This is a genomic window from Bradyrhizobium sp. (genome assembly GCF_030693485.1).
Classification (GTDB): domain Bacteria; phylum Pseudomonadota; class Alphaproteobacteria; order Rhizobiales; family Xanthobacteraceae; genus Bradyrhizobium.
In genome coordinates this window covers 1-12,680 of the sequence record NZ_JAUYAN010000134.1, presented here as the reverse complement: position 1 = coordinate 12,680, position 12,680 = coordinate 1, and the positions used below count along the sequence as shown (strand labels likewise).

Here is a 12,680-nt window from a genome sequence, read left to right as displayed (position 1 = left end):
ATTTCGGCGAGGCGCTGACGCCCGAGCTGCGCGAGCAGGAGAACCGCCTTCGAGCGCAGGTGGGGAGGAAGTAAGCCGTCGTCTATTCCATCGTCCTGCCGGAACTGCGGAAGGGCAGCGGCCGTTAATGTTTGTGAACGGCCGTGTTCCCGCATCCGCCGCTAGTGACCTTCACTCCCGGCTCATGTAAAAGCCTTTCACATGAGTTGGCGCAAGGAACAGCGCCGCGCCGAGCGCGGCTATCATCACGGCAATCTGAAAGAGGCGCTGCTGCAGGCGGCGCTCGGACTGATCGCCGAGAAAGGCCCGGGTGGATTCACCTTTGCCGATGCCGCGCGCATGGCCGGCGTCAGCCCGGCCGCCCCCTACCGTCACTTTCGCGACCGCGACGAACTGCTGTCGAGCATCGCGCAGCGCGGTTTCGAGCAGTTCGAGGCGCTGCTGACGCAAGCCTGGGATGACGGGCGCCCGGATACCGTCACGGCGTTCGAGCGGCTCGGAAAAGCCTATCTCGCCTTTGCCCGCGATGAGCCCGCTTTCTACTCGGCGATGTTCGAATCCGGCCTTCCTGTCGATCTCAGCCCCACCTTGCAGGCCGCGAGCGAACGCGCCTTCGGTGTGATCAGGGCTGCCGCCGAACGGCTCGCCGCCCTGGTTCCGCCAGGCATGCCGCGGCCGCCGGCGATGATGATGGCGCTGCATATCTGGTCGATGTCGCACGGCGTGGCGTCGCTGTTCGCGCGCGGCGATTCGGCCCGCCGCAAGCTGCCGATGTCGGCAGAGGATCTGCTGGAAGCGGAAGTGCTGATCTATCTGCGCGGATTGGGGTTCCCGACCGACCGCCGGCCGCCTGCGCCGAAGGATCCCGCGGCGCCACCCCCGGTTCCGCCGTCAGGCGCGTCGCCGGGCGCGCCCTCCGGCGCACCCTCCGGTCCTTGGGGCACGCCAAAATAATTTCACCGTCGCGGCGCGTGCCCCGCTTGACAAAACGCCGCCATGGTTTACGTATGTAAATGTTATTTACATTCACAACGGCGCAGTGCCGTCATGGAGAGGGAAATGGCCTACACCGCAGATGTCAATCGCTGGCGCGGCCCCGCAGAAGAGGCTCACCGCCCGCACATGTTCGATTCGCCATGGCACCCCGGCTGGATCGCCGTGACCGTGCTGGGCTTCATCATCTGGTGGCCGATCGGCCTCGCCCTTCTCTTTTTCACACTCGGGAGCAGAAAAATGGGTTGCTGGAACAGTCAGGACCGCTTTGCCAACAAGATGGAGCGGATGCAGGACAAGATGGACCGCATGCGTGGCCGGATGGAACGCGGCGGTTTCGGCTTCGGCTTCGGCGCTCCTCCCACCAGCGGTAACCGCGCCTTCGACGAATACCGCGTCGAGACGCTGAAGCGGCTCGAGGAAGAGCAGGTCGAGTTCAAGGATTTCCTCGACCGCCTGCGCCATGCCAAGGACAAGGCCGAGTTCGACCAGTTCATGGCGCAGCACAAGCAGCGCCCGACCCCGCCGAACGATCAGCCGCAGGGCTGATTCAAAGGGCTCGCGACATCTGATGGCGACAAGCCGCCCGTTTGCGAAAGCAGACGGGCGGTTCTGCTCATGCCGTGCCTTCGCTCTGGCGGAGTGCCCTGTTGGCGCCTAGATTTCGCATCGACGATACCGGGGCGATCGGCATGATGATTGACATTGCACCAGCCGATCAGCTTTGGCGCTCGATCCGCCGCGAGGCCGAAAGCGCTTTGGCCCGCGATCCGCTGTTTGGCGTCTCCTTGACGGTCGCGATTCTCGATCAGCCCGATCTCGGTGCGGCGGTGGCCCATCAGATCGGCGAGCGGCTCGGCAAATGCGCGGCCGACCGCCAGCAGTTCGCGCGCGTCGCGCGTGAGGCGTTCCAGGATTCTCCCGATCTGGTCGAGGCGGCGAGCCGCGACCTGCAAAGCATCGCCGCTCATGATCCCGCGACGACCGGATTGCTGCCGCCGCTCCTGAACTTCAAGGGCTACGTGGCGCTGCAGGTCTGGCGCGTGTCGAACTGGCTCTGGTGTCGCGGGCGGACCGATCTCGCATACTTGCTGCAAAGCCTGTCATCGGATTCCCTTCAGGTCAGCATTCATCCCTCCGCGTCGATTGGAACCTCGGTGTTTCTCGACCATGCGACGGGCATCATCGTGGGGGCATTCGTCGTCATCGGCGACGACACGACGATCCTGCAGAACGTCACCGTCGGCCGGAAGTCTGTGCTTCCGAACCGGGCCCCCCGGATCGGACGGGGAGTCCTGCTCAGCGGCGGGGCTACGGTTCTGGGAGACGTCCGTGTCGGCGACTTCGCCAAAGTCGGCGCCGGCTCGCTGGTCGAGCGCGACGTTCCGGCCGGATGCACAGCCGTGGGCGTTCCAGCGCGCCTGACCAACTGCCCCGAAGTGGTATCTGGGTAGGTTTTTAGTCCAGGCGCCTTACTGTACATGGGGTTGTTTTCGATATTTTTGTCAGCCCGGACTTTGAGCCTCTATCCAAGGGCCGTCGCCCCCGATTTCCCGCCCCCAAAATCCCCTTTGGTAACCGTCCGTTAACCATGATTAGCGTCTGGTTAGGGGCGGAAAGGCACGCGAATAGCCCTCGTTTTGACACGTTGGCAGGGGAAGCAGGACCCGGCTTTGGACGGGCCACCCTTGCGACACAGAACAAGGCTCTCGCGCAGGCTTACCGCCGCGGCTGACGCGCGGCTGTGGAACCGGCAGCCCATGACTTCTAAAGATTGGGCTCCCGCGGGACTTGGGACATCTGCGTTGAGAGGATACCGGACATGAATCCCGCTGACGTGGCTCAGTCAGCCTTGCCGCTGGCTTCCACCAACGTATCGCTGATCCACCTCGCCTGGAATGCGAGCCCGGTCGTCCAATTCGTCATGCTGGGACTGCTGGCATGCTCGGTCTGGGTCTGGGCGATCGCGATCGACAAGATCTTCCTTTATTCGCGCACCAAGCGGGCGATGGATCGCTTCGAACAGGCGTTCTGGTCCGGGCAATCGATCGAGGAACTCTACCGCGCGCTGTCGGCCAAGCCGACGCAGTCGATGGCGGCGTGTTTCGTCGCGGCAATGCGCGAATGGAAGCGGTCGTTCGAAAGCCAGTCGCGATCCTTTGGCGGCCTGCAGATGCGGATCGAAAAGGTCATGAACGTCTCGATCGCCCGCGAGGTCGAGCGGCTGGAACGGCGCCTGCTGGTGCTGGCGACGGTGGGTTCGGCGGGTCCCTTCGTCGGCCTGTTCGGCACGGTCTGGGGCATCATGACGAGCTTCCAGTCGATCGCCGCCTCCAAGAACACCTCGCTGGCGGTGGTGGCCCCGGGTATCGCGGAGGCGCTGTTTGCCACCGCCATCGGCCTTATCGCCGCCATTCCGGCGACTATTTTCTACAATAAGTTCACGACCGAGGTGAACCGGCAGGCCCAGCGGCTGGAAGGTTTTGCGGACGAATTTTCAGCGATCCTGTCGCGCCAGATCGACGAGCGGGCGTGAGGCAAGGTCTTGAGAGCCGATCTATCATGAGCGCATTGTGAGCAGCAGATCATGTCGATGAACATGGCAGGCGCGTCGGGCGGGAGCGGGCGCCGCGGCCGGCGCCGCGCGGCGGTGATGGCCGAGATCAACGTCACCCCGATGGTCGACGTGATGCTGGTGCTGCTCATCATCTTCATGGTGGCGGCGCCGCTGATGACGTCGACGATCGATATCGACCTGCCGGTGGCAAGCGGGGGCAAGTCGCTGGCCTCGAACGCGCCGCCGTTGACCTTGTCGGTCAAGCGCACCGGCGGCAGCTGCAATTCCAATATCGAACTATATCTCGGGGATACCCTGATTTCGGCCGCCGAGCTGCAGTCGAAAATCAAGGCCATCCGGGAAACCCGGTCAGACGCCGACAGCGTCGTCTACCTCCGGGGCGACAAGGATGTCTGCTATACTGATATGATGAAATTGCTGGGCCATATCCGCACCGCGGGCTTCAAGGCGAATATCGTCATCGTTCCCGAGGGAGGCTGAGCTGACGTGAACGTCAAGGTCGACAAGACGCTGGTCGCCTCGGTTGCGCTGCACGTTCTCGTGCTGGGCTGGGGGCTGGTGTCGTTTTCGTCCAAGGCCTTTGACCTGATGCCGGAAGAGTCGGTGCCGGTCGACGTCATTTCCTCCGATCAGCTCGCCAGGGTCATGGCCGGCATGAAAACCGGCCAGAAGGCACCGACGCCGCTGGTGGAGAAGGTCGCCGAAGCCAAGCCGGTGGAAGACGCCGTCGGCAAGATCACCGAGAAGGCGCCTGTCGTCACCGAGACCACGCCGCCGCCGGCGCCGAAGGTCGAGGAAAAGCCGGTCGAGAAAAAGCCCGATCCGCCGAAGCCCGTCGCCGAGGCCAAGCCGAAGGAAGAGCCGAAGCCGGTCGAGAAAAAGCCGGACCCCAAGGTCGATCCGATCGCCGAAGCCATCAAGAAGGAAGAGAAGAAGCCGAAGCCGCCGGTGCAGGCCGCCAAGCCGCCGGAGCCGGTGAAGCCGAAGCCGGAACGCGCTTTCGATCAGTCGAAGATCGCAGCCCTGCTCGACAAGCGCGATCCCTCCCGGCAGGCGGTGACCGGCGATACGCTGAATTCCAATGCCGCGCTCGGTCTCGCCAAGGGCAAGGCCGCGGATAATTCGGCGACCTGGGGCGCGTTGTTCCAGGCCCAGGTCGAGCGCTGCTGGAAGAAACCCTATGGCGGCATCGAGGCCCAGAAATCGGAGGCAGCCTTCGCCATCAAGCTGAAGCGGGACGGCACGCTGGAAGGGATGCCGGTTCCGGAGGGCACGCCGGCCACGCCCTATCTTCGCGTCTATCAGGAGAGCGCGCTGCGCGCGATCATCGAGTGCCAGCCGTATAATCTGCCCGCGGCCTATTTCGATGAATGGAAATATTTCGCGCCCGTGTTCACCGAACGAAAGACTTGATCGCGCTCGCCCCGTGGCGGTGCCAGGATGGAACAAAGCCAATAACAATGACCGACAACAACGGATTGCCCGAGATGCCGTTTCGCCTGAGCCGCCGCCAGATTATTTCCGGAATGGCCGCGCTCGGCATGGTGACGGGCTCTGCCCGCCATGCCCTGGCGCAGGGGCCGAAGCGCGTGATCATTCCCGAGGGCGAATTTGCGCCCCTGCCGATCGCGATCCCGAATTTCGTGGCGGGGACCCCGGCGGACAACGAGGTCGGCGTCGGCGTCACGCAAGTCATCACCAACAATCTCAAGCGCAGCGGGCTGTTCGCGCCGATCGATCAGGCGGCCTATATCGAGAAGGTCATCAACATCGACGCGGCGCCCCAGTTCCAGAACTGGAAGACGATCAACGCGCAGGCGCTGGTGACCGGACGCATGACCCGGCAGCCTGACGGCCGGCTTAAGGCCGAATTTCGTCTGTGGGACGTCAACACCGCCCAGCAGCTCGCAGGCCAGCAGTACTTCACCTCGCCGGAATACTGGCGGCGGATCGCGCACATCATCTCCGACCAGATCTACGAACGGCTGACCGGCGAGAAGGGCTATTTCGACAGCCGCGTGGTGTTCGTCGACGAGACCGGGCCCAAGGAGCGGCGCGTCAAGCGGCTGGCGATGATGGACCAGGACGGCGCCAACGTCCGTTACCTCACGCGCGGCGCCGATCTGGTGCTGACGCCGCGATTCTCGCCGTCGACCCAGGAAATCACCTATATGGAATTCGGCCAGGGCGACCCGCGCGTCTATCTGTTCAACATCGAAACCGGGCAGCGCGAGATCGTCGGCAACTTTCCGGGCATGTCGTTCTCGCCGCGCTTCTCGCCGGACGGCCAGCGCGTGATCATGAGCCTGCAGCAGGGCGGCAATTCGAACCTGTTCGTGATGGACCTGCGCTCCAAATCGACCACCCGCCTGACCGACACCCCGGCGATCGATACCTCGCCGTCCTATTCGCCCGATGGCAGCAGGATCTGCTTCGAATCCGACCGCGGCGGCAAGCCGCAGATCTATGTGATGGCGGCGACCGGCGGGGCGGCGCAACGCATCTCCTTCGGCGAGGGCAGTTACTCCACGCCGGTATGGTCGCCGCGCGGCGACTATATCGCCTTCACCAAGCAGGGCGGCGGACAGTTCTCGATCGGCATCATGAAGCCCGACGGTTCGGGCGAACGGCTGCTCACTTCCGGCTACCACAATGAAGGCCCGACCTTCGCGCCGAACGGCCGCGTCCTGATGTTCTTCCGCGAACCCGGTGGTGGCGGCGGTCCCTCGCTATTTACGGTAGATATTTCCGGTCGTAATGAACAAAAGGTTCCGACCCCCGGTTTTGCCTCCGATCCGGCCTGGTCGCCCCTGCTATCGTGAGTTCGGGGGCGGCAGCCACGCCGTTAACCGGCAAGCATTGCCTAGCTTGCTGAATTGGCGGGCAGATTCTTGTTCCGGGAAATCCGTGAAAGGTTCCGGTAACGATATTCCCTCAGAAAGAGTTCATCTGCGGCGGCTAGAACTACGGCCTGAAAAAGGACGTATGAACGCCCGATGCAGCTCGCCACCGAAAGCAGAAGCCTCGATCACAACATGTCGCCGTCGACTTACGCGGCGCTGATCGACTCGCTTTTCCAGAATCCCGCTCCGTTGTTCGCGGGCGCCGTCATGGTGGCCGGTGCGGCGGTCATGACGGCTCTTAAAACGGAAGTATCTCTGCTCTGGCCATGCGTTGTGTTTCTGATCGCATCCGGAGCTGCCCGTGCGGTCGATATGCACTGGTACATGACGCGCAGGTCCCTGCTCACCGCCGACGAAGCCGCACGCTGGGAAGCGCGCTATCAGATCGGAGCGATGGTTTATGCGATCGCGCTCGGAACGTGGTGCGCGGTCGCCCTGCTGTTCAGCGATGATGCCGTAGCGCACATGATCTGCGTGACCGTCACGACGGGATATGTGGCGGCGGGCGCCGGCCGGACTTATGGACGGCCGTGGATTTTCCATGTGCAGATTGCACTCGCCTGCGGGCCGACGGCGATCGCGCTGGCGCTCAAGGGCACTCCTTATTACATCGGCATGGCGGTGGTCAGCGCGGTGTTCTTCCTGGCGCTGAAGCAGATCTCGACCAATTTGCAGCGGATGTTCGTTCAGGCGCTGGTGGCGCGCGAACGCGAGGCGGCGCTGGCCGGCCAGTTCGACACCGCCCTGAACAACATGCCCCACGGCCTGTGCATGTTCGCCGCCGACGGGCAGCTTGTTGTCATGAATCACCGCTTCAGCGAAATGATGAACCTGTCCGACGATCTGGTGCAGCGTGGGGCCGGCGCGCGCGACATCATCGCGGCCTGCGTCAGCGGCGGCTCGGTTTCGGCGGCGAGCGGCAGGATGATCCTCTCGGAAATCGAGAATACACAGGCCAGGGATATCATCACCGCCGATCCCGACATCGCCCGAAGCCGATCGCTGTCCTGGACATTCCAGCCGATGGCGGACGGCGGCGCCGTCGTGCTGCTCGAAGACATCACCGAGCGGCGCAACGCCGAAGCCAGGATCAGTCACCTGGCGCGTTACGACGAACTGACCGCGCTTCCCAACCGGGTCAACTTCCGCGACGAGATCGGCCGCTTGCTGGCCATACAGGACGACGCCGAGCAGCTGTCGGCATTGCTGTTCATCGACCTCGACCAGTTCAAGCAGGTCAACGACACGCTGGGTCATCCGTGCGGCGACCAGCTATTGTGCGCGGTCGCCGACCGGCTGCGCGCCATGCTGCGCCCGGAGGATTTCGTGGCGCGCTTCGGCGGCGACGAATTCGTGGTGTTCCAGCAGAACCTCACATCGACCGAGGAAGCCGCCGTTCTGGCCCGGCGGATCGTCGAGCATCTGAGCGAGCGCTATCAGATCGACAACCACCTGGTCGAGATCGGCGCCAGCGTCGGCATCGCGATGACGGGTCCGGGCGTCAGCGCCGATACGCTGCTGAAGAATGCCGACATGGCGCTCTATCGGGCCAAGGCGGACGGCCGCGGAACCTTCTGCTTCTTCCGGGACGAGATGGCGCAAACCGTCGAGGCGCGCCGCATCCTGGAACTCGACCTGCGCAAGGCGCTGGCCAACGAGGAATTCGAGCTGTTCTATCAGCCGCTGGTCAATCTCAAATCGGGCCGGATCGCGACCTGCGAAGCGCTGCTGCGCTGGAACCACCCGGTACGCGGCACGGTGTCGCCGATCGACATCATTCCGGTCGCCGAGGACATGGGCCTGATCGTCGATCTCGGCCGCTGGATCCTGCGCAAGGCCTGCATGGAATGCGTGAAATGGCCCGACGCCGTCAGCGTCGCCGTCAATTTCTCGCCGCAGCAGTTCCATCAGCGCGACGTGCTGAGCGAGGTTCGCTACGCGCTCGAGGTTTCCGGCCTGCCGGCAAAGCGTCTCGAGATCGAGATCACCGAATCCTCGCTGTTGCGCAACACCCAGCTGACCCATGACGTGCTGTCGCAGTTGCATGCGCTCGGCGTACGGATTTCGCTGGACGATTTCGGCACCGGCTATTCGAGCCTGAGCTATCTGCACAATTTCCCGCTGCAGAAGGTCAAGATCGACCGCTCCTTCCTGCAGGGCATCGATACCGATCGCCCGCTGACGCTGCTGCGCGGCGTGGCGCGGCTTTCCGCCGATCTCGGGATGTCCGTTGTGGTCGAAGGCATCGAGACCAACGAGCAGCTGGAGCTGATCAGCTCCGACGGCACCGTGACCGAGGCGCAGGGCTATTTGTTCAGCCGGCCGGTGCCGGCGGTGCGGGTTCGCCAGTTGCTCAATGCCTCCCACGGCCGCCGCCTGCCGGACGAGCAGGTCCTGACATTGCCGACACGTTCGATCGCCTGAATGGAGCATTTCAGCCCCAACTTCCGCGCGATTAGACCCAATGGTTAAAATGCAACAGGTTAACCCTAACACCGTGATGGCTTTGCATTTCGTTAAGAAGCTGTTAATCTTTTTTTATGCGCGCAGAAGTTGCCGTAAATCTGCGCAACGTTTCTGGGAAGTTGTAGGGAGTATCTAATGAGGTCCACGGCCGAGCGAGCCATCGTGCCCAGTGGACGTAGTCTGGATCTGGTGGATCAGGTCGACTATCGGCTGGCGACGACCCCGCAGGAAAAGGAAGAGATCTTCAATCTTCGCTACCGGGCCTATCTGCGCGAGGGCGCCATCAGGCCGTCGGCCGACGAGCGCGTGGTCGATCAGTTCGAAGACGCTCCCAACGCATGGACCTTCGGCGTTTATTTTCACGGGGAACTCTACAGTTCAATTCGCATCAGCGTGCTGACGTCGGAATGGCGGATGTCGCCGTCCGTAGAGCTGTTCGGGGAAGTTCTTCATCCGCGATTGGACAAGGGCGAAATCTTCATCGATTCAACCCGTTTCGTTGCTGACCCAGACAAGGCGCGAGCCTTCCCGGAGCTTCCGTATGTAACGGTGAGGCTGGGGTCGATGGCCGGCGTTTATTTCCATGCCGACTACGGACTGGCCATCGTCCGTCCCGAGCATCAGGCGTTCTACCGCAAGGTGTTTCTGCAGGAGACCTGGTGTGAGCCGCGATTGTATCCGGGTCTCGTGAAGCCGGTTGGTTTGATGGCTGCGCATTTGCCGACGGTGCGTGAACGGGTGCTGGCCCGGTATCCGTTTCTGCGTTCGAGCGCTTTCGAACGCCGGATGCTGTTCGAGCGCGCCGGCGAGCATCAATCGTCGCCGACGGATGTCTCCCCCTCCGAGGGCACCTCGCTCGTCCCGCAGTCTTGCCGGGTCGGCAGCTAGAATCCGGTCCGGCTCCGCCGAATCAGAGGCGGCCGGGCACCTTCCCCGTCCGCGGCGCGCCCCATTGGGGCCGCCGGTCTGCAAACTGGATGCCTTCCCGGCCGAAAAGCCGGTGATCGCGGCGGCGTCCGCCGGCACCCTTCACCGTCGCGCCACATTTGCAAATCATTAACTATCCCGGTTGCTTTTCGCGGTTTGCCGGCATTTGATCCGATCCGGCAACACCTCATCAAGGTTGACGGAACGTTCGCTTAACCATCGCCCTGTAGACCGGATAATAGTTGGAAACGTGAGCGCGGAGGCTCCGGAATGATACATCAGATGCGCATCCTGCAGGGATTGAAGCTGGCCGCGGTGCTCGCGGTGGCGCTGTCGATGGGCGCCTGCGCCAACAAGAATCCGCTTGGCGCCGACGGTGCGATGGCAAGCGCGGCGACGCCGGGCAGCCAGCAGGACTTCGTGGTCAACGTCGGCGACCGCGTGTTCTTCGAAAGCGACCAGACCGAATTGTCGCCGCAGGCGATCGCCACGCTGGAAAAGCAGGCGCGCTGGCTGCAGAGCTATAACCGCTACGCCTTCACCATCGAGGGCCACGCCGACGAGCGCGGCACCCGTGAATACAACATCGCGCTCGGCGCGCGGCGCGCCCAGTCGGTTCGCACCTTCCTTGCCTCGCGTGGCATCGAGGCGAACCGGATGCGAACCATCTCCTACGGCAAGGAACGCCCGGTCGCGGTCTGCAACGACATCTCTTGCTGGTCGCAGAACCGCCGCGCCGTCACGGTGCTGAACGCCAGTTCCTGAGCCACGTTCGCTTGCCGCCAAAGTTAATCGCCGGCGCCCTCGGGGCGCCGGTTTTGCTTTGACGGCTGCTCCTGCCGATCGTTTGTTTCAGTCACAATTCTGGCGTACTCCCTCTTTCAATGTGTCTCGCTTCCGATGTCACGCCGATCCCGTCGTCAGGCCAAAATGTCATCCAGAATTCATGGAATTTCCCGCGCCGTGGCGATTGCCGCGATGCTGGCGCTGTCTTCACCCGCCTTGGCGCAACAGTCCGATGATGCCGACGCGGAGATGCGAATCCAGCAGCTGGAGAATCGCCTGCGCCAGCTCACCGGCCAGAACGAGGAACTGCAATACCGCAACCGGCAGCTCGAGGAGCGCCTGAGGGCGCTGCAGGGCGGTGCGCAGGCCGCGCCCGGCGGACCGCCTGCCGTCGTCCAACCCAATATCGCCGCAGCACCGCCGCCTGTTGCGCCATCCCGACAGCCCCAGATGCAGCCGGGCCCGCAGATTGCAGCACCGGCGCCGATCGTCCAGGAGTCGCCGCAAGGCTTGCCGCCGCAGGGCCAGGCGCCGGCGCCAGGCCGGCGTCGTGGCGATGCCTTCGACCCCAGCCAGAATCCCAATGCTCCGGGCGCGCCGCAGGCGCTCGGCGGCGGCCAGCTGCCGATTCCGGCGGAGGGTGTCATCGGCGCTCCCGGCGGTCGCGGGGCAGGGGAGCCGCTCGATCTCGCCAACACCGGCGGGCCGCGCAATCCGGCCGGCGCCTTGCCGCCACAGCGCCCCCCCGGCGCGGGTGCCGGGCTGACGACGCTACCGCCGTCGGCGACCCCGAAGGACGAGTTCGATCTCGGCATCGGCTATATGCAGCGCAAGGACTATGCCCTCGCCGAAGAGACCATGCGCAGCTTCGCGCAGAAATATCCCGGCGATCCTCTGATGGCGGATTCGCAATACTGGCTCGGCGAGAGTTTCTTCCAGCGCCAGCTCTATCGCGACGCCGCGGAATCCTTCCTCGCGGTGACCACCAAATTCGACAAATCGGGCAAGGCCCCGGACGCCCTGCTGCGGCTCGGCCAGTCGCTGGCGGCCCTGAAGGAGAAGGAAGCCGCCTGTGCGGCGCTCGGCGAGGTGACGCGGAAATATCCCCGAGCCTCGGGCGGCGTCAAGGCGGCGGTGGACCGCGAGCAGAAGCGGATTAAGTGCTAAAGTCGGCTGCTCGGGTCTGCCATTAGACTTCGATATCAGCCGGCGGCGCCATGTCCGACGACGACAATGACCCGATTTCAGTTGGAGACGCGAAGCGCCTGTTCGCGGACTGGAAGACTGCGCCGGCACTTCTGCTCGCGGTTTCCGGCGGCCCCGATTCAATCGCCCTGCTGTGGCTGGCGGCGCGTTGGCGCCGCAGCCTGATTCGTGGTCCGCGTCTGCTGGCGGTCACGGTCGATCACGGCTTGCGCGCCGCGGCCGCCGCCGAGGCGCGTGAGGTTAAGCGGCTGGCGCGCACGCTCGAAATGGAGCATCGCACGCTGCGCTGGACCGGTCCGAAGCCGGTGGCTGGATTGCCTGCCGCGGCGCGATCGGCGCGCTACCGTCTGCTGGCAAAGGCGGCGCGGCGGAGCGGCGCCACCCACATCCTCACCGCGCATACCCGTGACGATCAGGCCGAGACGCTGCTGATGCGTCTGCTGCGCGGCAGCGGCATCGCCGGCCTTTCGGCCATGGCGCGGGAATCCGAGCGCGACGGCGTGTGGCTGGCGCGCCCCTTTCTGGATGTTTCGAAATCGAAGCTGATCGCGACGCTCGAAAAGGCCAAGGTAGGCTTTGCCGACGATCCGACCAACCGCGACCCCCTTTTCACCCGTCCGCGGCTGCGCGCCCTGATGCCGGCGCTTGCCGCCGAGGGCGGCGATCCGCGCAATCTGGCGCGGCTGGCCGCGAGGCTGGCCCGGGCCAACGCCGCGCTGGAAGTGCTGACCGATGGCGCCGAGCGCTACCTCGCGCTGAAGGATCGCGGCGCCCCGCGTTTCCCGTTCGATGGCGAGGCCGGATCGTTCGGCGTCCATTCC

12 protein-coding genes are annotated in these 12,680 nt (G+C 64.2%); all 12 read left to right on the top strand.

Features of this window, described 5'->3' with window-relative positions; genetic code table 11:
• Positions 1 to 201: 201 nt before the first annotated feature.
• Complete coding sequence (locus tag Q8N40_RS09905) at positions 202 to 954, top strand: TetR/AcrR family transcriptional regulator (protein WP_305711697.1); 753 nt, start codon at positions 202 to 204, stop codon at positions 952 to 954.
• Between the two features lie 105 nt (positions 955 to 1,059).
• A complete protein-coding gene (locus tag Q8N40_RS09900) occupies positions 1,060 to 1,542 on the top strand; it encodes a DUF2852 domain-containing protein (RefSeq protein WP_305711696.1) in 483 nt (160 codons plus the stop codon).
• Positions 1,543 to 1,688: 146 nt separating this feature from the next.
• Positions 1,689 to 2,447 carry a serine acetyltransferase gene (locus Q8N40_RS09895; protein WP_305711699.1) on the top strand — a complete coding sequence of 253 codons (759 nt, stop codon included), beginning with the start codon at positions 1,689 to 1,691 and terminating at the stop codon, positions 2,445 to 2,447.
• A gap of 368 nt (positions 2,448 to 2,815) precedes the next feature.
• Positions 2,816 to 3,529: a protein TolQ gene (gene tolQ, locus Q8N40_RS09890; protein ID WP_305711695.1), complete on the top strand. Its 714-nt coding sequence runs from the start codon at positions 2,816 to 2,818 to the stop codon at positions 3,527 to 3,529.
• Between the two features lie 51 nt (positions 3,530 to 3,580).
• On the top strand, positions 3,581 to 4,051 hold the full coding sequence (locus Q8N40_RS09885; protein WP_305318975.1) for a biopolymer transporter ExbD: 471 nt from the start codon (positions 3,581 to 3,583) through the stop codon (positions 4,049 to 4,051).
• A 6-nt stretch (positions 4,052 to 4,057) separates the two neighbouring features.
• Positions 4,058 to 4,984, top strand: a complete 927-nt coding sequence (locus Q8N40_RS09880) for a protein TolA (RefSeq protein WP_305318974.1) — start codon at positions 4,058 to 4,060, stop codon at positions 4,982 to 4,984.
• A gap of 74 nt (positions 4,985 to 5,058) precedes the next feature.
• Positions 5,059 to 6,393: a Tol-Pal system beta propeller repeat protein TolB gene (gene tolB / locus Q8N40_RS09875; RefSeq protein WP_305711698.1), complete on the top strand. Its 1,335-nt coding sequence runs from the start codon at positions 5,059 to 5,061 to the stop codon at positions 6,391 to 6,393.
• Between the two features lie 174 nt (positions 6,394 to 6,567).
• A complete protein-coding gene (locus tag Q8N40_RS09870) occupies positions 6,568 to 8,898 on the top strand; it encodes a bifunctional diguanylate cyclase/phosphodiesterase (protein ID WP_305711694.1) in 2,331 nt (776 codons plus the stop codon).
• Between the two features lie 177 nt (positions 8,899 to 9,075).
• A complete protein-coding gene (locus Q8N40_RS09865; protein ID WP_305711693.1) occupies positions 9,076 to 9,828 on the top strand; it encodes a hypothetical protein in 753 nt (250 codons plus the stop codon).
• Positions 9,829 to 10,137: 309 nt separating this feature from the next.
• The gene (gene pal / locus Q8N40_RS09860) at positions 10,138 to 10,632 is read left to right on the top strand and encodes a peptidoglycan-associated lipoprotein Pal (protein ID WP_305711692.1); all 495 of its coding nucleotides are present in this window, start codon (positions 10,138 to 10,140) and stop codon (positions 10,630 to 10,632) included.
• Between the two features lie 165 nt (positions 10,633 to 10,797).
• Complete coding sequence (ybgF, locus tag Q8N40_RS09855) at positions 10,798 to 11,820, top strand: tol-pal system protein YbgF (RefSeq protein ID WP_305711691.1); 1,023 nt, start codon at positions 10,798 to 10,800, stop codon at positions 11,818 to 11,820.
• 50 nt (positions 11,821 to 11,870) lie between these two features.
• On the top strand, positions 11,871 to 12,680 hold an 810-nt coding region (gene tilS, locus Q8N40_RS09850), incomplete at its 3' end, for a tRNA lysidine(34) synthetase TilS (RefSeq protein WP_305711690.1).

What these genes read in the sequence shown, in the direction of transcription:
- pal (WP_305711692.1), top strand. Translation starts at nt 10,138, where the DNA reads ATGATACATCAGATGCGCATCCTGCAGGGATTGAAGCTGGCCGCGGTG.
- Q8N40_RS09900 (WP_305711696.1), top strand. Translation starts at nt 1,060, where the DNA reads ATGGCCTACACCGCAGATGTCAATCGCTGGCGCGGCCCCGCAGAAGAG.
- Q8N40_RS09865 (WP_305711693.1), top strand. Translation starts at nt 9,076, where the DNA reads ATGAGGTCCACGGCCGAGCGAGCCATCGTGCCCAGTGGACGTAGTCTG.
- Q8N40_RS09905 (WP_305711697.1), top strand. Translation starts at nt 202, where the DNA reads ATGAGTTGGCGCAAGGAACAGCGCCGCGCCGAGCGCGGCTATCATCAC.
- ybgF (WP_305711691.1), top strand. Translation starts at nt 10,798, where the DNA reads ATGTCATCCAGAATTCATGGAATTTCCCGCGCCGTGGCGATTGCCGCG.
- tolQ (WP_305711695.1), top strand. Translation starts at nt 2,816, where the DNA reads ATGAATCCCGCTGACGTGGCTCAGTCAGCCTTGCCGCTGGCTTCCACC.
- Q8N40_RS09895 (WP_305711699.1), top strand. Translation starts at nt 1,689, where the DNA reads ATGATTGACATTGCACCAGCCGATCAGCTTTGGCGCTCGATCCGCCGC.
- tolB (WP_305711698.1), top strand. Translation starts at nt 5,059, where the DNA reads ATGCCGTTTCGCCTGAGCCGCCGCCAGATTATTTCCGGAATGGCCGCG.
- Q8N40_RS09885 (WP_305318975.1), top strand. Translation starts at nt 3,581, where the DNA reads ATGTCGATGAACATGGCAGGCGCGTCGGGCGGGAGCGGGCGCCGCGGC.
- Q8N40_RS09870 (WP_305711694.1), top strand. Translation starts at nt 6,568, where the DNA reads ATGCAGCTCGCCACCGAAAGCAGAAGCCTCGATCACAACATGTCGCCG.